13 protein-coding genes are annotated in these 20162 nt (G+C 42.7%); 2 read left to right on the top strand and 11 right to left on the bottom strand.

The genetic code is table 11. The annotated features are described in order from the left end of the window. Positions 1-107: 107 nt before the first annotated feature. Positions 108-2057, bottom strand: a complete 1950-nt coding sequence (gene dnaK, locus RCH20_RS04295; RefSeq protein WP_209956105.1) for a molecular chaperone DnaK — start codon at positions 2055-2057, stop codon at positions 108-110. 288 nt (positions 2058-2345) lie between these two features. Further along, on the bottom strand, positions 2346-2951 hold the full coding sequence (grpE, locus tag RCH20_RS04290; protein ID WP_327192717.1) for a nucleotide exchange factor GrpE: 606 nt from the start codon (positions 2949-2951) through the stop codon (positions 2346-2348). 309 nt (positions 2952-3260) lie between these two features. Between grpE and RCH20_RS04285 the strand changes: the two genes are divergently transcribed. Further along, positions 3261-4538 carry an alpha/beta hydrolase gene (locus tag RCH20_RS04285; RefSeq protein WP_327192716.1) on the top strand — a complete coding sequence of 426 codons (1278 nt, stop codon included), beginning with the start codon at positions 3261-3263 and terminating at the stop codon, positions 4536-4538. Here the strand turns inward: RCH20_RS04285 and RCH20_RS04280 are convergent. The 9 genes from RCH20_RS04280 to fmt form a co-directional block, all read right to left on the bottom strand. Then, positions 4505-5650, bottom strand: coding sequence for a metallophosphoesterase (locus tag RCH20_RS04280; protein WP_327192715.1), 1146 nt, complete (start codon positions 5648-5650; stop codon positions 4505-4507). The genes RCH20_RS04285 and RCH20_RS04280 overlap by 34 nt on opposite strands. A gap of 202 nt (positions 5651-5852) precedes the next feature. Beyond that, positions 5853-6947: a metallophosphoesterase gene (locus tag RCH20_RS04275; protein WP_327192714.1), complete on the bottom strand. Its 1095-nt coding sequence runs from the start codon at positions 6945-6947 to the stop codon at positions 5853-5855. A 240-nt stretch (positions 6948-7187) separates the two neighbouring features. After that, positions 7188-8165, bottom strand: coding sequence for an epimerase (locus RCH20_RS04270; RefSeq protein WP_327192713.1), 978 nt, complete (start codon positions 8163-8165; stop codon positions 7188-7190). A gap of 477 nt (positions 8166-8642) precedes the next feature. Beyond that, on the bottom strand, positions 8643-9362 hold the full coding sequence (locus tag RCH20_RS04265) for an L-threonylcarbamoyladenylate synthase (RefSeq protein ID WP_327192712.1): 720 nt from the start codon (positions 9360-9362) through the stop codon (positions 8643-8645). A gap of 136 nt (positions 9363-9498) precedes the next feature. After that, a complete protein-coding gene (gene dprA / locus RCH20_RS04260; protein ID WP_327192711.1) occupies positions 9499-10770 on the bottom strand; it encodes a DNA-processing protein DprA in 1272 nt (423 codons plus the stop codon). A 61-nt stretch (positions 10771-10831) separates the two neighbouring features. After that, positions 10832-11929: a LysM peptidoglycan-binding domain-containing protein gene (locus RCH20_RS04255; RefSeq protein ID WP_327192710.1), complete on the bottom strand. Its 1098-nt coding sequence runs from the start codon at positions 11927-11929 to the stop codon at positions 10832-10834. A gap of 348 nt (positions 11930-12277) precedes the next feature. Continuing rightward, on the bottom strand, positions 12278-13699 hold the full coding sequence (gene thrC / locus RCH20_RS04250; protein WP_327192709.1) for a threonine synthase: 1422 nt from the start codon (positions 13697-13699) through the stop codon (positions 12278-12280). A gap of 207 nt (positions 13700-13906) precedes the next feature. Continuing rightward, positions 13907-15481, bottom strand: a complete 1575-nt coding sequence (locus RCH20_RS04245; protein ID WP_327192708.1) for a transcription antitermination factor NusB — start codon at positions 15479-15481, stop codon at positions 13907-13909. A 57-nt stretch (positions 15482-15538) separates the two neighbouring features. After that, on the bottom strand, positions 15539-16657 hold the full coding sequence (gene fmt / locus RCH20_RS04240) for a methionyl-tRNA formyltransferase (RefSeq protein WP_327192707.1): 1119 nt from the start codon (positions 16655-16657) through the stop codon (positions 15539-15541). Positions 16658-17192: 535 nt separating this feature from the next. Between fmt and RCH20_RS04235 the strand changes: the two genes are divergently transcribed. After that, complete coding sequence (locus RCH20_RS04235) at positions 17193-20033, top strand: response regulator (RefSeq protein WP_327192706.1); 2841 nt, start codon at positions 17193-17195, stop codon at positions 20031-20033. Positions 20034-20162 lie beyond the last annotated feature (129 nt).

The raw sequence follows: 20162 nt of genomic DNA, 5'->3' as shown, positions 1-20162 counted from the left end.
ACTTTTTAAAACAGCCATAAAAAAACGCACCTCGAGAAGTGCGTTTTTTTATTCTTAATGTATAACTATTAAATACTAACTTTTAGAAAACAAGCTTTTTTAAAAGACTACTTCTTCTTCTCTTCTTCGTCCACTTCAGTGAACTCAGCATCAACCACGTCATCATCAGCTTGATTGTCATCAGCTGTTGCATCTGCGCCGTCTTGGAATTGGCTTGGATCCATACCTTCAGCACCCGCGCTGGCATCACCATAAATCTTTTGGCTGACCGGCAAGAAGGCATTGTCCAATGCTTCGAGCTTGGCTTTGATATCATCATGATCGTCTTCTTTGGCAGCCATTTCAAGCTCAGAGATAGCCGTCTCTACTGCTGATTTCTCGTCTTCAGACACTTTGTCTTCCGCATCTTTTAGCGCTTTTTGTATCGCATGGATACGACCATCCGCTTCGTTACGAACTTGAGCTAGATTGGCGAATTTTTCATCTTCAGCCGCATTAGCTTCAGCGTCTTGTACCATTTGTTCGACTTCTTCGTCCGACAAGCCAGAATCCGCTTTAATCTGGATGCTTTGTGCTTTACCAGTACCTTTATCGGTCGCTGAAATATTCATGATGCCATCAGCGTTGATATCAAAAGTCACTTCGATTTGTGGCAGGCCACGTGGTGCTGGTGGAATATCAGTCAAGTCAAAACGGCCAAGCTGTTTATTCTGCTGAGCAATCTTGCGCTCACCTTGGAACACCTGAATAGTCACCGCTGGCTGGTTGTCTTCAGCCGTTGAGAATACCTGTGATTTCTTAGTCGGAATCATGGTGTTCTTCTCAATGATTGGCGTTAGCACCCCACCCATGGTTTCGATACCAAGGGTCAATGGCGTCACATCAAGCAATAGAACATCCGTTTTTTCACCAGATAATACGGCACCTTGAATCGCGGCACCAGCAGCGACTGCTTCGTCAGGGTTCACGTCTTTGCGTGGCTCTTGACCGAAGAATTCTTGTACTTTTTGCTGTACTAGTGGCATACGAGTCTGGCCACCCACTAAGATAACATCATCAATTTCACTGGTTTTTAGCCCAGCGTCATCAATAGCAATCTTACAAGGGCCCATGGTACGCTCAACGAGTGCTTCAGTTAAGCTTTCTAGTTTTGAGCGGCTGATCGTTACGACCAAATGCTTAGGACCATTGCTGTCAGCGGTAATATATGGCAGGTTAACTTCAGTGCTTTGGGCACTTGATAACTCAATTTTCGCTTTTTCTGCGGCTTCTTTGAGACGCTGCATCGCTAACGAGTCACCTTTTAGGTTCACGTCTTGATCTTTTTTGAATTCGCTTACTAAATAATCAATCAATGCTGAATCAAAGTCTTCGCCGCCAAGGAAGGTATCACCGTTAGTTGCCAGTACTTCAAACTGCTGCTCGCCATCAACGTCAGCGATTTCGATGATTGATACGTCAAAAGTACCACCACCTAAGTCATAGACAGCGATGGTGCGATCGCCTTCTTTTTTGTCCATACCGTAAGCAAGAGCAGCGGCAGTTGGTTCGTTGATAATACGTTTTACATCAAGACCGGCAATTTTACCCGCATCTTTAGTCGCTTGACGCTGTGAGTCATTAAAGTAAGCAGGAACGGTAACCACGGCTTCGGTAACGGCTTCGCCCAGATAGTCTTCAGCGGTCTTTTTCATTTTTTTCAAGATTTCAGCAGACACCTGTGGTGGCGCTAATTTTTTATCATTAATCTCGACCCAAGCATCACCATTGTCAGCTTTGACAATTTTATAAGGAACCATACCAATATCTTTTTGCACGACTTTGTCATCAAAACGACGACCAATCAGACGCTTAATCGCAAATAAGGTTTTGTTCGGGTTGGTTACTGCTTGGCGCTTGGCTGACTGACCGACCAAGATCTCATCGTCTTTATAAGCGACAATTGAGGGGGTAGTACGTGTGCCTTCAGCATTTTCAATGATTTTGACTTTATCGCCTTCCATCACTGCCACACATGAGTTAGTTGTACCTAAATCAATACCTATTACTTTACCCATAATTAATTACTCCAATTTGTTTTGATGGTTCAATGTTTATATGTATTGCCAGCCGTACTAAGGTATCTACGCCCCTTTAACTAAGCTTATTACCTATGCTTGTTAGAGCGTACTGCCTGCACTTGGCTTGGCATATCAGACCGTAACGGGTCACTTGCTGCTTTATATCGGTTTGCACGGTCGTTTTTTCAAGTCAATGACCCTACAAATATTTTCTTTTATGTGAAGTTTTGTCAATACCCTTACTTTTAATAGGGTTTGTTAGTTTTGTTGCTCTGAATGTGACGCTTATTGACCGACACGTACCATAGCCGGACGTAGTAGGCGGCCATTTAAGCTGTAGCCTTTTTGCAAAACCGTACCGACGGTGTCGGCTTCAGCGTCTGGATCAATGCCCACCGCTTCATGAAAATCAGCGTTGAACTTCTCGCCTTGTGGATCAACCACATCAACACCATTTTTATTGAGTACACTGAGCAGTGCTTTGTGAGTGAGTGTCACCCCTTCGGCGATGGGATCATTAGCATCCGCATTCTCAACCGCACGTTCTAGGTTATCGACTACTTCTAACAGCTCTCTGGCAAACTTCTGTAACGCGAATTTTTTACTTTTATCCGCTTCTTGTTCCATACGTTTTTGCGCATTATAAGCTTCGGCATTGGCACGCGCCGTGCCTTCTTTAGCTTGCTTCACTTCGCCTTCTAGCTCAGCGATACGAGCTGCAAAAGCCTGAAGATCAATGTCATTGTCGATAGTCACGCTCTCAGCTGAGTTGTTTTCAGGGTTAAACTCTTCTAAAGTTTCTGCTAACACGCTTTCTTCGCCATCAATGTTACTTTGTACCGTTTTTGGCTCTTGGGTGTCAAATTCTTGGTTTGGGGCTTGCTCGCTCATGATAACTCCTTATGTTTTATGATGATTATTATACTTACGTCTTCTAAAGAGGACTCAATAGCTGCTTGATAAAGGTGATGAGGATAAATTTCAAGCCTAAGGGTGATGAATTTTTTACTTTAGCTGAAATAGTTATTCTATTTAAAATATAAATAGCAACTGACGCAATTAATAACTAAGTAAGCACTCCCCTAGCATCGACAATAATACAATCAGTTCACAATAAAAAAGAGTCGTTTATGGCAACGTGCTACTGGTATCATCAAATAGTACTAAAACTGATTAAATATTGATTAAACAAGGAATGTTATGCCTATTCTACCGATATCATCACTCAATACCTTAGTGACAAAAACAGTTGAGACTGCCAAAACTAAGATACCTGCACGTACCTATCAACAGCATGCCATGCACTATATATTGAAAGGATTGGGTAAGCTACCGACACCCGCGCTTGAACGTCTTAACTACCATCTAAAAGCATCAGCTGCTGAGCAATATCCTCATGCTGATGCCCACCTACGCCTGATACTGGCTATTAGCAACAAGCTCAAGCGGCCATTAACGCTCGACAACTTGTCTAAGTTAAGAAGGAAATTTGGTGCTGACGCAGTCTCATTGCAAGCGCCTAACGTCTGGCAGCAAAAAAGTAATGGTAAAAATATTAGTAGTGTGAGCTGGCAAGACGAAACTATTGCTGATGCCGATGGCGGTGATATGACTGTTCGCTGTTATCAAGCTGGATCTGACACTATCCAAAAGCATAAACAGAACCTTGATGAAGTCGTTATGCTGTTTTTTCATGGTGGTGGATTTTGTATCGGAGATCTTGATACCCATCATGAGTTTTGCCATACCGTCTGTACCCAAACCGGCTGGGCGGTAGTCAGTGTTGATTATCGATTAGCACCTGAACACACCGCCCCAACAGCCCTCAAAGACTGTATCGCAGCTTATGCATGGCTTACTGAGCATTGCCATACGCTTGGTGCGTCGCCATCACGTATTGTATTATCAGGTGATAGCGCAGGTGGTTGCTTGGCCGCATTAGTCGCACAGCAAGTCATCAAGCCTATTGATGCACTGTGGCAAAATATTGATGAAGATCAGACGGTCGATGAGGCTTTTAGAGCCTTGGTTCAGAATTTACCAACACCACTAGCACAGTTGCCACTCTATCCTGTTACTGACTATGACGCCGAATATTCAAGCTGGGCGCTTTACGGCCAAGGATTGCTACTCGATCACGAAGATGCTGAAGTATTTAATACCGCTTACATTAAGCACAGTAACTTACCTCAATCGCATCCTCTGGTGTCAGTTATTCATGGTGACCACACACAAATGTGTCCAAGCTATATCGTTGCGGCTGAACTGGATATCTTGCGAGATGAAGCATTAGTTTATGCCCAGCAGCTACAAGATAAGGGCATTAACGTGCAAACTCATACTGTGCTTGGCGCGCCGCATGGCTTTATTCATTTAATGAGCGTTCATCAAGGTCTTAGATTCGAGACAAATTATATTATTGATGAGTTTGCCGACTTTGTGCATCAGCTTTGTACGGCAACCGACGGCGCGGTCTGAACAGTTAATAACCAAATCTCAGATCTTGATCCTAGGCGAAACGGTATGCCCCAAAAGCCGTAACCGGATGACACCACAAAGTGTCCTTGACCAATGGCTTCGTAGCCATAGCCCAAACGATTGATAGCTTTGACAATAAAGTTAGCAGGGAATACCTGCCCGTTATGAGTATGTCCTGAGACCTGCAAATCAATCGGTAGTTTACTATGCTCAGTAATATCGCTAGGTCTATGGTCTAACATTATTACTGGCTCAGTGATATTAACCTGTGCTAATAGCTCAGTGGTCGCCACCCGCTGGTGTTTGTGGTTGTCAAAGCGACCCACTAACCAAATCGCTTGGCCTTGATGCTCTATTCGCAGCACGTCATCATTTAATAACTGCACACCCGCGTCGCGTAGGGTGTTGCTAATGCTTTGTTCATGACCGTATAAGTCGTGATTGCCTAGCGTGGCATAAATACCATATGGCAGACCAGCACCCAAATTGACTAAATTTTCCGTCATATTATAAGCCATGAACGCCTGGGTATTGTCATCCATAATATCACCTGGCATCAAGAGCATATCAGCCTGATGACGGGTAACAAGATGCCGCAATCTATCAATAGCACCACTACCGAATAGGCGCCCTAGATGTAAGTCGCTTGCCACGGCGATACGTAGTTGCCCTTGCATGGGTTTATTGATATTGATAGTTCGATAGCGCACTACTGGGACATAAGCGCTATATAAGGCGTAAACGAACAGACCCACAAATACTATTAAAGCCAATACTCGTAGTCCAAAAGCAACGGTCTCAGAGTAGTTAGGAATATCACTCAGAAACATTATCAATAAATAGCTGCCATACAACAACCAGGTTGCTAGAGCAGCGAGCATCATAAAGTGCAATACTAGCAGCCAGCCACTTACCCAACGATAGCTATTAGCAAGTAGCTTACTGACGCTCAGTAGCAATAAGCCATTGGTGATGACAAATACTGTAATCCATACTATGGTTTGCAGTGTTGATGACATCCAAGGCTGCAGCCACCATTGTAAGCTTAGCGCCGCACCCAGACTAAACAGCTGTAGTAAGACAATAATGACTGTGAAAAATACGTAGCGCATACTCTGTCCTATCTATAATTATTCCATATTTATTATGACAACCACTCTATAGTTAAAATACCTTAAAAACGCTAGGGTACTGCTGCTATAAGCTTTTTGCAGCCTCTGTCTGCGTAGGCACAGCAAGCAAGAAAAACTTATGCCAGCAGTAGGTTATGTACCGATATTACTTTTCATTGACTATATATTCATTATCATAACGTTAACTTTTTAAAGGGGACGATATAGTTGACTGTAACGTAATTAGCCAAATTTCAGCGCGAGTACCCAGTCTAAAGGGTACAGCACCAAACCCATAACCTGAGGTTACTAAAAATTGCGTATCATCAATCGACTTGGCACCATAAACTAATGGCGTAAACATCTGAATCAGTTCCGTTAACGGAAACATTTGTCCACCATGAGTATGCCCCGACAGATGCAAGTCTATTGGTAAGGCACTTATCTCATTGATCGACCAAAGAGCATGTTCCAAAAATATCACCGGCTTATCGGTATCAATCGGTGTTAGCAGATCTGCCGCTAGTTTGCGGGGCCTGGGGTCGGTAGCATCGGAACGGCCAACCAACCATACGGCATCATCTAAATACACACTCTTATTATCAATCACCTTGATTCCAGCGCGCGTAATCGCTGTAGCAATTGCGACTTGATTACCTGAATAATCATGATTGCCCAATACCGCATAGACCCCCAGTGGCGCCTGTAGCTTTGATAAGTACGCGTGCATATCAGTCTTATCATAAGCAGCAGTACTGTCATTCATAATATCGCCTGCCAGCACCACCACATCAGGATTTTGTGCATCGATGAGACTGGCCAGTTGGTCCAACTGTCGATTGCCAAACCACCTACCCAAATGTGTATCAGAGACTAACGCCATAGTCATGGGTTTATCTAAAGGCTTATCCGTGGTCACAGTTAGACGATGAACCACTGGAGAGTACGCATTAAATACCGCTAAACCAACGATACCCATATAACTCAGGGCGGCAATAGCGCGTATAAGCTTGGGGCGAGAGGGTCGTTTGATAATCTGACTATAGAATAGGGCGACAGCAGCGGTTATCAAGGCGGCATACACCATAAAACCTTGCAATATACTGACCACTAAATAGACGTAGAAGCGCTCACGCCAAAACTCACTCAGCCCATAAATGAGAGCGAGGTTATTGATGATAAAAACGCTTAGGACAATAATAGTTTTACTGACGGGACGTTGTGGTTGGATCAACCACCATAGAATAACGCTGGTTGTTACAGCCAGTAGCTGGGTTAAGACAATAAAGAGCCACATAATAAATTCTGATTATATAAAGATAGCCTTATCTTATGATAGGTTGCCTCAAACCTCTACTACTCTGATGTTTCTGTTTAAAAATTCAGCATTTTTGCACTAAGATTATAGTCATCAACTGCTCGCATTACTGGTGCTCTTGGGGTTGCGTTTAGGTGTTATTAGGCTGTTTATTTCATCAGTATTAAAGGATGATAACCCGCAATGTTTCACATGAAACATTGCGGGTTTCAGTGCCTACTATTCCTGTTGTTCTAATGCTTGTTTGAGCGTCGGTTGCTTAAATTCATAACCAGCATTATCCAGTGCTTGTGGCAATACCTTCTGTCCATCAATCAGTAATGTCGACATCTCACCAAACATTAGCTTTAGCAAAGGACTCGGTAGGGTAAAAAAGGTTGGACGATGCAACCACGCGCCAACGTCTTTGGTGAAGGTATGATTGGTCACTGGATTGGGCGCCGTCAAGTTATATACCACTGCTGACGTAGAATTTTCTGAGCTTATAGTATTCTCAGCAGTGGTTATGCTATCGCTCTGCTGAGTGTCAGTTTTTTCTGTCAGATGTTGTTCAATAATAAAAATGGTCGCCCCTACCCAATCGTCACGGCTAACCCAGCTCATGATTTGCTTACCATCACTCAATTGTCCACCAAGTCCCAGTTTAAATGGTAATAGTAGCTTGCCAAGCATACCGCCTTTAGGGTGGATGACCACTCCTGTTCGTACGATAGCGACTGGTACGCCGTACTCGGTCGCTGTTAGAGCCAATTGCTCCCATTCATCACATAAGCGATGCGAAAAGTCGGTCTCAGAGGCACTGCTCTCAGTTAGTGGCTTGTCACCTTGCGTACCATACCAGCCAATCGCTGAACCACTAACCAATAATTTAGGCTTGGGGCTGGTACGCGCTATAAATGCTATTAACGACTCGGTAGGCTTGATACGACTGGCGAGCAGTTGCTCTTTGCGGCTATCACTCCAACGTGAGTCAGCAATACCAGCACCAGCGAGATTTAAGATGACATCAAAGCTTTTGTCCGTCTGCGCTAGCTCATCATAAGTCATCATATTAATCATACTGGGGTGTGCCTGACTGCTATCACGTGTTAACCAGGTGATGCCTAAATCTCTGTCAGTATCATTATGACGTTTCATGAGCTCATCACTAAACGCGCTGCCTAAAAACCCTGATCCACCACTGATTAAAATATTCATATTCGCTTCCTTATGGTTATTTATAGACATCCAAACTAATATAGCCCTTAATAAATATCGTGGCCTTTTTTAGATGGGTTGTCAAAATTGGTTTTACGTACTTTTGGTAAGGTAAATAAACCCTTTAACTGGGTACAAGACCGTAAGACTACACTCTGGGTCAATCTAAGCTATAGTCAATGAAAAGTAATATCGATACATAACCTACTGCTGGCATAAGTTTTTCTTGCTTGCTGTGCCTACGCAGACAGAGGCTATAAAAAGCTTATACCAGTAGTACCGTCGCGTTTTTAAGGTATTTTAACTATAACTGAATGATTGGCTTTCACTATTATTCTATTGCTATTAAAAACTAAATCATAAAGTATCAAGGAAAACTTGAAATATAAAATCATCATCATAGGTTTTACTATAATTTAACTCACTTAACTTAATAGCCACTGTCTTATCTATCCCAAGAAAACAGAGTAATTTGCCTTAACGAATAACCCGCCCAGTCAGTGCATCTCCGATTTGGCTAGGTAGCTGGTAGCCTAAGGTCTCCCCTTCTAAATAACCGACGTGAGTAGAAAAATCACTACTCATAAAATAAGCTTGGGCTTGGGCTAACGATAACGCTGGTGGCTGACCTGAAAGATTACAGCTGGTCGAGACGATAAAACCGTAAGGATTGGCTGCTGAAACTACTTGGGCGCACAGCTGTTGAATCAAAGGGTGACTAATAACACGTACCGCCACGCTATTATGAGCCCCGCTAATCCAAGCTGGAATAGGTACCGCAAGTGCATTACATAATGGTCGGGACGACGATTGAGATAATGATTGAGATAATGATTGAGGTAATGATTGAGATAATGACTGAGGCAAAGGTAATAACCAGGTATGCGCTTGCTGGGATACCATATTAGGCGCGATATCCCAGCTATCAACAACGGTTTGACGCTGTTCAGTGCTTAAGGCCTCTAATAAAGGTACGATACGGTCAACGCTATCAGTCACCACAATCATTCCTTTGTCTACTGGACGCTGCTTGATAGTGAGTAATTGCTGTACTGCCCGCTGATTAAAAGCGTCACAGCCAATACCCCAAACACTTTCGGTCGGATAAACGAGCAGCTGCCCTGCACTCAGCCATTGAGCGGCTTGGGTGGTAGATTTAGTCATTAACGGCGTGGAATAAGACTTGGATGATTTCATAATCTACGCTTGAAGCCTAAAAAAGTAGTCTTTAAAATTGTCCTCAAAAAAACTAAGGTCTGCACAATATTAAGAATGAATAATAACCATAAGCAATCAATACTAAGTAAGCAATTGTCGCTATTAAAACAAACAACTATACCCGTAAATAACGCCCACCTTGTTCACTGATAACCCCTAATAACTCAAGCTCCATCAGCTGCCCGATCAATTGTGGTGGTGATAATCCTGTGGACACCAATAAGGCATCTAGATCTTGTCCATGCCAGTCAAGTTGACCAAAAACAGCATCTAGATGCTTAGGTATAGTAACGTTAAGAGGCGATGTTTTTTGCCTAGCATTTGCAAGTTGCGCGGTATTGGCTAGGGCTAGCGAATAAACATTATCTTTAGATAGGTTCTTTTCAGAAGAGCTATGCGCATAGTTGCTAGGCTGACTGTGATTCGGTAAATTATGATTCGGTAGGCTGTGATTCGTTAGACTGTGATTCGGTAGTTGCGTACTGACGTCGTCCAGCACTTGATGAGGATGATATATCAACGTTGCGCCTTCACGGATCAGATGATGGCAGCCTTCAGCATTACTATTATCGATATGACTTGGAACGGCAAAAACTTGTTTGCCCTGATCAGAGGTGAGCCGCGCAGTAATCAGCGAGCCACTTTTAATGGTGGCCTCGGTGACAATGGTTGCCAAACTGAGTCCAGCAACCAAGCGATTACGCCGTGGAAAAGTATGCTTATGTGGCTGGGTATGTGGCAATAACTCACTGACAAGACAGCCACCCTGATCGATAATTTGATCAAACAATTTATCATGATGATTGGGGTAACAAACATTGATACCAGTACCCATCACACCAATCGTGCGACCCTGGTAGTCAGAATCAGTTTGTGCCAAAGCGCCTAAATGCGCCCGCTTGTCCACGCCAATTGCCAAACCGCTAGTGATAACATACCCCGCTTGCGCCAGATATTGTGCTATATCAAAGGTAATCTTTTGCGCATGGTTACTGGGTTTTCGGCTACCAACGATAGCGATTTGCGCTTGATGGAGCAACGCGCTATTACCACGATAAAATAAAAGTGGCGGTGGATAGTATATTTGCAGCAACTGTGCCGGATAGTCAGGCTGATCAGCAAAAAGTAACTGATAATTCCCAGCCTTTAGCGCTTGCTCAATAACTTCAATACTGGCTATGGTCTGATCTTGCTGCTCGTGGCGCTTAATATGAGTATGATGGATACCCAGTTGCCGCCAGCCTTCAGTCTTAGTGGTCCATGCTTGCTGCGCGCTACCAAAGGTACTGATAAGCTTATGATAAGCGGATAACGACGCATTGACCTCATACCATAATGCCAATACGGCGCGCTGATTGTCGGAGAAGAGAGATGAAGTTACCGGCATAATTGTCTGCTCGTATTGGCTAGCTCGTATTGAATAATTCGTATTAGTAGATTATAAACGCCTATAAGTAAGGTGGCGGTAGCAACTGATCACCGACATTAAGGGGTAACTCAGAGCTCAGCACATACGCATAACTGATATCATCAAAGGTATTAAATACCATCACCATACCAGTCGGTTCGCTTGGCAAACGTACTGGGGTGTCATTATCGATGGTATCGCGCACTAGCGGTCCTTTCTGGTAAACCGTCAATACATCACCTGGTTTGGCACCATGAATGCTACCCAAGTTAATAGCGACCACACTGCCACGCGCCGCTGAGCTAATGGAGTCCATCACGCGTACGATCATACCACCACGATTGACGGTAGCAGGCGTCGGATAAAACACCGGTGGAATAGCATTGTCTAACTCAACAAAAACGCGATCACCTTCACGTACTTCTTTGTCATAGCTGTCAGTAAGCTGCAAGCTAGTCACGCCGTTACTTGCCACGTTAATGGCCAAGCCAGTCGCCACTTGTGTCACTTCTAAGCCGATGATTTTTTGAGTCCTAGGATCGACGTACATCTCGCCTTCGCGGTAGACCCCATAGCGCTGACCAACGATAAGCGGTACACCCTTGGCATAAATTTTATCACCACTAGCTGTAATAAGGTTGCGTGTTTTAGACGCTAGCACATAGGGTGTGGTATTAAAATCTTTGGGATTAACAATGATGGTTTTATCAAGCCAATGTTGGATTGCCGTCATTGGAATCGCTGGAATACTATTGGCAGTCGAGGTAATCGTTACGCTGCTAGCGACCATATTACCAGTCAGTTGTTTTTCTACCCCTGCACAGCCTTCACCAGTGTCAACACCAATTAAGGTCTTGCCCTGAATTACGCATAAGATAAGAATATCGTTAGGATAAATAAGATTAGGATTCTTGATTTGTTTATTAGTCGCCCAAATTTCTTTCCAACGCCAGGGACTGTCTAAATAACGACCAGAGATATCCCATAAAGTATCGCCTTTTTTGACCGTATAGCGATTGGGCGCATCTGCCTTGATAGTTGGCAGTGGATTATTAGCATAGGCAGTAGGGATCAATATTACACTACTAAATATGGTGATCAGCAGCGCTTTTGCCATACCGTTTAGGCTTATTTTCATTATCATATCCATAATGGGTAAAATATAGCGTTGAGGCTGTTGTGGTTACCACTGATTAATTATCAACCATCATTAGCTATTAACACAAAGCACGCATTTATCTGAGCTTGTTTTTATAGATCTTGTTTCTATAGCAGTGTTCAAACCAATACTTAAAAGTAGTGCTTTTTGAGTTTACAATGATATGAACCATAGCACAATACCAAACGCTGTTTTGCAAAAGCTTAAGCTTGTTAAGGTTGTTGAGCTTATTCTCTAATATTAAATTGACTTAATTTTCTGCCATTAACAACAAGGGCTTTGTTTCATGTGAAACAAAGCCCTTGTTGTTAATGGCACTTTCTAAATTTATGCTGGGTTTGGTGTGACACGCTGACGTATTTGTTCAGCGACCAATTGCGCATCATTATCTAGAATCACCACATGCTGCGGTAAATCCTCTAAGCCTTCGGTATGGGCAGGACGTGCAATATCTATCTGGCCAATAGCTTCGATAATAGTCTCAGAAAATTTAACGGGTAATGCCGTCTCAGCACAAACTATAATCTCGCCCTCTTGCTGTAATTCTTTAGCGACTTTGATGCCATCTGCAGTATGTGGATCGACCAGTTCGCCATGTTGTTCATATAGCGCTTTTATAGTTTTTAGACGGTCGCTATGATTAGATTTACCGGCTGCAAAGCCGTAACGTGAATTTACTGCTTCCAGCAAATCTGATAAATCAAAACCTTGTCCTGATTTTACCCCTTCAAATAACTCATGAACACGCGCGCTGTCTCTATCTAGCAGCATGTAAACAAAGCGCTCAAAGTTAGAGGCTTTAGAGATATCCATTGATGGACTAGAAGTGATATAGGTTTTATCCGTCGGACGCGGCTGATAAGCCCCTTTATTAAAGAAGTCGTTGAGCACGTCATTTTCGTTAGTAGCAACTATTAAGCGCCCAATCGGCAAGCCCATTTCACGGGCAATATGACCAGCACAGATATTACCGAAGTTGCCTGATGGAATACTGAAGCTAACCTGCTGATCGTTACTGCTAGTCACGGCAAAATAAGCTTTAAAATAATAAACAATCTGCGCCAGTATCCGTCCCCAATTGATAGAATTAACCGTTCCTAAGTTATAGGCCGCTTTAAATTCAGCATCTTGTTGTAAGGCTTTAACGATATCTTGGCAATCATCAAACATACCATCGATAGCGATATTATGAATATTATCATCAGTCAGGCTGTACATCTGCGCACGCTGGAACTCACTCATCTTGCCATATGGCGATAACATAAAGACTTCGATATTGTCTTTACCACGGAGGGCGTATTCAGCGGCACTGCCAGTATCACCACTGGTCGCGCCAATAATAGTAATTCGGGCATCTTTTTGTTTGAGTACATATTCGAAAGTATTACCTAAAAATTGCATCGCTACATCTTTAAAGGCTAAGGTAGGCCCATTCGACAAGCCTAAAATATATAAGCTGTCTTCAAGCTTACGAACCGGAACAATCTCTGCGCTACCAAATACTTCAGCGGTATAGGTACGCTCAACGATGTCTTGCAGGTCAGCATAAGGAATATCAGTGGCAAAGCGCTGCATCACTGCTAGAGCAAGCTTGGGATAACTGAGCGTACGCCATTCATCAAGCGTGGCGTTGTCAATCAGCGGATAATGCTCAGGTAGCATTAAGCCACCATCAGGCGCGAGCCCCATTAACAGCACATCACTAAAATCTATCGGCGCTGTCTGACCACGGGTACTGATATACTTCATAGCATTTTCCTACCTGTAATGATTTTTTAATATTTTAGAAATAAGGCCGTTTATGGTCACATACGAGTGGGAGAAAACCTCTCAATTACTATGTAGCTGTGCCACTCTAGCAGCTACAAAGTTTTCTCCCAGTCACACTGTGTTTTTTAAATTAAACTGATTATGTAAATATATACCTATATAAATATGTACCTATTTATTAAGTTATTAAGCTGTCTTATGTAGCAATGCATAATAAAAGCCATCACCGCCTTCTCTATCAATAGGCAAACATTGGCGACCAATGTCTTGAGCGATACCCCAGCTGCAGGCTTCAGTAAATTCAATAGCCGCTGCATCCGTATGATGATTTAAAAAAGCTTGCATCTGTTCTACGTTTTCTTGCTTCAATATCGAACAAGTAATATATAACAAATAACCGCCAGCTTTTACTTGTGGCCATAGATTGTCTAAGATTTCTGCTTGTAATGCCGCCGTTTGCTCAACATCTTCTTCAGCGCGCAATAAGCTAATGTCAGGATGACGACGAATCACTCCAGTGGCAGTACAGGGTGAATCGAGTAGAATAGCGTCAAATACGGGTTCGTTTTTATCTGCTTTGTTGCTTATTCCTTGCCATCTGGTCGCATCAGCACAAACGATATTAAGTTCAACCTGCTCAGAATGCTCTAACTGTAGGCGCTCTAAATTCTCATGAATACGCCCAATACGTGGCGCTTCATTATCGATAGCCGTTAGCTTGATTGCATGACTGCCCACCGAAGCATCTTTATCATCGCTTTCATTATTGTTATTGCCATCATGTTTCACATGAAACAGTGGCGATTGCTTGTCTGCATTTAGCAACTCTAACCAATGGGCGAGCTTACCACCAGGTGCCGCACAGGCATCTAAAACCTGAATGTCAGTAGTGTTGCCATCTGAGCTTACTTTATTAATAAGTGCTTGATTGATCAGTGACGCGGCGAGCTGAGCATTCATGTCTTGAATACTGACCGCTCCTTCAGCAAATGACGGCAAACCACTAACGGCCATAGTTTGCCCTAGACGCAATGCTTGAGTGGTGATGCTAGTATTTTCGATGTCAGCTGACGTCGCTGAAGCTGGTAGTTTTAAATCGCTAACCAACTCAACGAGTTCAGCATCGATATCGGCGTACTCTAAAGCTGCTTGATAGGCATCAACAGTATTAATAGTCGTATTAACCCGTAAAAACATCGGTGCAGGCTGGCGTAATCCCTGAGTTAATGCTGGATACTCTTCACTCCAATCTTGCTTGAGCTGATAGGCAAGCCAATTAGGCAGACTATGATTTTTATCACATTTTTTACGGAATTTATTGGTATTTTTAACGACTTTTCGCAAAATCGCATTAACTAGACCAGAGGCATGGGCAAAATCAATCTCTTTGACCGCCTCAACTGTTTCATGAATCGCCGCATGATCAGCAACTTGCAAATATAACAGCTGGGTTAACCCCACTTGAATGGTCGTGCGGACTTCGATCTCATCGATATTATTATCCGCCAAGCTATCAAGCAAGCGTTCAAGAGCGTACCACTGACGCAATGTTGTCAATAACAGCGCATGAGCAAAGCCTTTATCGCCCTCGTGCAAACTGTTTAATAAGGGGTCAAGTACGCTGGATAGTGACTGACCATTTTGAATCGCAAGTAAAGTACGTATGACACGCACGCGCACGCTACCAGTCATTTTAAGGTTGCTTGATGGCTTGTTCTTATTGTTTCTAGGGCTATTAGATGCGGTTGCGGGTTGTCTCATATTACTTAATTTCCTATGCCTATTAGGGCATCTGCGTTAGCTGATTAATTTGAAGTATTAGTTTGATTCAGTGGTGAATCGGTCGCCATCATTCAGTTGATTGCCCTGACAAATTTGCTCGGCGTTGATGGGCTTGCTACCAGCAAACTGCAATGTGGTTATCGCTAAAGTACTGGTTTGCTGTGCTGTACTATTGGGTTGTTGACCTTCGCCTGCCTGCTCTATGTCATCTGCTTGCTGTTGGTCTTTGCCGCACGCCACCAAAATTGCCTTACGGCCAACACTGATAACCATACCAGCAGGCTGTTTGGTTTGCTGAGTATCATTAACGGGCAAGTTGGCTAAAATTTTGACGCGCTGATCGTTTAAAAAAGTATAAGCACCTGGCCACGGCGTTAAGCCACGAATCTTTCGTTCGATAATAGTAGCAGATTGCGTCCAGTCGATAGCGCCTTCTGTTTTGATAAGTTTTTCGGCATAGTTAGCCTCATTATCATTTTGCGGGATAGCCTGCGCTTGATAGTTGAGCAAATCCTGGAGCACCGTACTGATGGCATTTGCACCCAATTCTGAGAGCTTATCATGTAGGCTAGCGGCGCTATCATTTGGCTCAATAGCGCAGCTAACTTTATGCAACATATCACCAGTATCCAAGCCTTTATCCATTTGCATAATAGTAATGCCAGTCTCGACGTCACCTGCTAGTAGTGCTCGATGAATAGGTGCTGCACCGCGCCAGCGCGGCAGTAATGAGCCATGAATATTTAAGCAACCATAAGTCGGAATAGTCAAAACCCCAATAGGCAAAATAAGCCCATAGGCAGCGACTACCATTACAGCAGGCTGATAGGTTCGCAAGGTTTCTCTAGCAGCAAGACCTTCAGTGCTTGATTTTTTAAAGGTAGCAGGTTGCTCAACCGGAATATCATGCGATAATGCGACTTGTTTGACGGCAGAGGCAGCTAGCTTTTGTCCACGACCTGCCTTGCGATCCGGCTGGCTGTACACTGCCACAATGTCTATATTGAGTGCATCTTGCTGGCTAATTAGAGCTTCAAGGCTTATAGCAGCAAACTCAGGCGTCCCTGCAAATACTACTCGCAATCGACCAATAGCTGGCTGGTGTTGAGTTGTGGTAGCAATAGATATATCGGAAGAAGAAACAAGTGTAGTCATAGCAGCGTATTACATATAATTGATGGGCCTATTATAGGCGAGTTTTCTGCGTTTCGCCATGATTGTGATAGCGCTTAACCCGACTTACAGATAGCGCCATTTAACCTTATAATGGCGCTGCGTATATTTATGATAAAACGGATATTACCAACGAGGCTTTTATTATAAGGTCTTCGACACACGATTTGTTACAATGACTGCTACGGTAATTTCGTTATCGTAAAAATGATATATCATCACAATGCCTTTTATCAAAACACTCTTATTAGGATTCTCTTTGCTAAAGTACTTTATTAAAATACTATCCATAGAAGTACTTTTAACCACACTATCTGTATTATTACGATATGTCCGTATAACAAATCGCGCCATACTACGGCTCCGCTACTATAGTGAATCTCAAACATAAGGCTGGATACCAATTGAAAACTACGGCTAATTGATCAACGCAAGTATATTGAATAGTACCTACCACCGTAATAGGCTTATCGTTGGTTCACTTTGTTTTGTCGTGCCGGTATAGGATCATGCTTCTATGGAACAGTTTCAGTCTTTAAAACGCCTGCTTTTATTTTATACCTTCACGCTGCTGATTATGCTGATCTTATATTATGTCATGTTGCTTTTGGCACTTGAAAGCCAAAGTCAGCAGCACAGCAAAGTTGTTTTTAATGCGCTAAAACATGAATTGATTGAGCATTCCGTACCAACAAATATTGAAATTGAAACAATACTCACTAAGTCATTTTTTCAAGATATCAGTTATCAGCTGATTTTTACCCTACCTTCTGGACAGACCTACGTATATCGCTATAAACGGCCTTATAGGTATAAATTTACTAATATCACCTTGCCCACCCTGGCATCACCATTCGCAAATATCAATGATGCCTATACTCTCACTAATAATACGTTAACAAGCACGATTAAACTTGAAAGCGGCCATCAGGTGTACATTGTACTGCGTCACCAACCAGCTAAAATAGACTGGCTATCGTATCAACTTTGGTTGCCGTTAATGGCTGCTATTATGCTATTTATACTAGCGCTAATTTATATGCTCAAACGCCATACCAATTGGGTACAGCTACTACAATATACCGAAGCGTTAACGACCACTGCGAAAGACGCTTATGCCCCACCGCCATTTATTGAGACCACAGCTACCTCTGAGTTCTCTCGTTTAGGTCACGCCCTGAGCCGTGTCAATTATCAGCTACATAACAATCATCGTCGTATTAAAAATCTCAGCCATCGCTTAGAGCGCTTAGTCGATCAAGCACCACTGCCGATGCTGATGATTATGCGTCACGGTCAGATTAGTTTTTTTAATCAACGTTTTGAGCAAATATTTTCCACCTCATTCCAGAGTGATGCCAATTATCAACTGACTGACTTTGTCAACGGTAAAGATGAATCGACTCAACTATTACTACAAAAACTAATAACCCAGCGCGTTACCCGTACGTTGTTGGTCTACGGTATAGAGAACAAGCAAGCTTACCAACTACATATTACCCCATGGTTCGGTGAACACGGACAGGTCCATGGTTTTACCGTGCTTCTTAATAGTGTTAATGAGCTCGTCAGCCATGCTGATCAATTACAACAACAAAATCAGCAGCTACAACAAAAGCTTACTGAGTCTAATCAGCTTAAATCCGTTATTGGTCATAAACTGCGTGCACCGCTAGATGCCATTATTGTGATACTTGAACAAATAAACCCTAATACTTTATCGGCTAAGCAGCGTGAAGTACTGTCCATGTTAACGCAGTCAAGCCACTCTATGCTCGCAATGCTTAATGATATGTTAGATATGGTGAATACAGAAACAGGGAAAAAACCTATTACTAATGAGCCTGTAGATATCTTTAAGCTTGGACAAGATATTAGCGATTTAATGACAGATAGCACTCGCCGACAAGGGCTTGAGCTACTGTATACTTTTGATCCTTACAGTCCACGCTATATCGATACCGATGGCGACCGTTTGCGCCAAATTTTACTCAACTTATTAGATAACGCCATCAAATTTACCACCTCGGGTTATGTCGCGCTGATCATCGAACCTATTACTACTGAACATTGGTCTCAAACCCAAAAATTAGAGCAAGGACTAACGGTCACTACCCCTGACATTGTGGACAGTAGCGTGCCTCACTGGATTCGGTTTAGCGTACAAGATACCGGAATGGGTATAATCCCTGCTAGACAGCAGCTGCTGTCTACTTACTTTAGTCAAGCTAAAATCCAAGTTAGCCAACCTTTTGATGATATAGGATCGGGTCTGGCTACTTCTAATAGTTTTGCTCATTTATTAGGAGGCTTTATTGAGCTTGACAGTACCTATCTTGACAGTATTTATATTAATAGTACTTATATTAATAGTACCTACATTAATAACACCTATAATGAAGTTAATATTTTTACGCTATATCTGCCTTGTCGCCGTCCAAATTATCAGCCGGTATATCATTTTAATACTAATTTGACTCACATTCACTTGTTCGCTATCGTCAGCCATAAGCTTTACGCTACGAGTCTGCAACGGCTGTGTCAATATTTATCAATGCCTGTTAGTATTTATACCTCAGTAGACAAGGCGACCCTACAGCAGCTAACCGAACAGCTGGCGCAAAATAAAAAAATGCTGTCACCTATATTGCTATTAGATTATGAAACCAGTGTTATGGAGTTATCTAACCTATCAGAAGACAGTAATAAAACAGCGATTGACATTGATAGCCAAAAAGCATTAGACAGCCTACTCGCTGTCACATCGCTGCCTAAGATATTACTCAGCATGAAGCCTGAGCGTCGTATATCTTCTACCCTTTTGGATAAATTTAATGGGTTTTTAAGCAAGCCTTTAGATAGCACCTTGTTACTATCTGAGCTAATGCGGTTAACCCAGCCAGTAATGCGGCCAATAGCACACAAACAAAATTTTAAGAATAATAACAGTGAACTATCTACAAGGTTAAATAACCCTGTAGATGATCTTTTATTACCGTTAATTTTAGTAGTAGAAGATAGTTTGACCAACCAAAAAATTATTTGTAAATTATTAAGTAAGTTTGGCTATCGTACTGTGGTAGCAGAAGACGGTCAACAAGCTTTAGATCAGCTACAGGTTCAGCGCCAAGATATTGCACTGATCTTAATGGACTGCCGTATGCCGGTTATGGACGGTTTGCAGGCCACCCAAGCTATTCGCGCGCAAGGTGATGATATTCCTATCGTGGCGCTCACTGCCAACAATACTACAGAGGATCGCGATGCTTGTATTGCCGTAGGAATGGACGAATTTCTATCTAAACCAATAGATAAATTGAAGCTACAAGCTATCTTGCAAGACCTAATTAAAGTTTGATAAATAAGCCTTACGACAGCAAGCTACTGTTGTTGATAGGATACGTCATATAGTGAATCCAATTTAAAAACGATACAGTGCTGCTGTTATGAATTTTTCGCGGCCTCTGTCACGCATTCGAACAGTAAG

It is taken from the genome of Psychrobacter sp. PL15 (assembly GCF_035984995.1).
Classification (GTDB): domain Bacteria; phylum Pseudomonadota; class Gammaproteobacteria; order Pseudomonadales; family Moraxellaceae; genus Psychrobacter.
This window is presented reverse-complemented; position numbering and strand designations above follow the sequence as displayed.

Excerpts from the sequence above, each read along its gene's own strand:
- dnaK (WP_209956105.1), bottom strand. The coding sequence starts at position 2,057 with ATGGGTAAAGTAATAGGTATTGATTTAGGTACAACTAACTCATGTGTG.
- grpE (WP_327192717.1), bottom strand. The coding sequence starts at position 2,951 with ATGAGCGAGCAAGCCCCAAACCAAGAATTTGACACCCAAGAGCCAAAA.
- RCH20_RS04285 (WP_327192716.1), top strand. The coding sequence starts at position 3,261 with ATGCCTATTCTACCGATATCATCACTCAATACCTTAGTGACAAAAACA.
- RCH20_RS04280 (WP_327192715.1), bottom strand. The coding sequence starts at position 5,650 with ATGCGCTACGTATTTTTCACAGTCATTATTGTCTTACTACAGCTGTTT.
- RCH20_RS04275 (WP_327192714.1), bottom strand. The coding sequence starts at position 6,947 with ATGTGGCTCTTTATTGTCTTAACCCAGCTACTGGCTGTAACAACCAGC.
- RCH20_RS04270 (WP_327192713.1), bottom strand. The coding sequence starts at position 8,165 with ATGAATATTTTAATCAGTGGTGGATCAGGGTTTTTAGGCAGCGCGTTT.
- RCH20_RS04265 (WP_327192712.1), bottom strand. The coding sequence starts at position 9,362 with ATGAAATCATCCAAGTCTTATTCCACGCCGTTAATGACTAAATCTACC.
- dprA (WP_327192711.1), bottom strand. The coding sequence starts at position 10,770 with ATGCCGGTAACTTCATCTCTCTTCTCCGACAATCAGCGCGCCGTATTG.
- RCH20_RS04255 (WP_327192710.1), bottom strand. The coding sequence starts at position 11,929 with ATGAAAATAAGCCTAAACGGTATGGCAAAAGCGCTGCTGATCACCATA.
- thrC (WP_327192709.1), bottom strand. The coding sequence starts at position 13,699 with ATGAAGTATATCAGTACCCGTGGTCAGACAGCGCCGATAGATTTTAGT.
- RCH20_RS04245 (WP_327192708.1), bottom strand. The coding sequence starts at position 15,481 with ATGAGACAACCCGCAACCGCATCTAATAGCCCTAGAAACAATAAGAAC.
- fmt (WP_327192707.1), bottom strand. The coding sequence starts at position 16,657 with ATGACTACACTTGTTTCTTCTTCCGATATATCTATTGCTACCACAACT.
- RCH20_RS04235 (WP_327192706.1), top strand. The coding sequence starts at position 17,193 with ATGGAACAGTTTCAGTCTTTAAAACGCCTGCTTTTATTTTATACCTTC.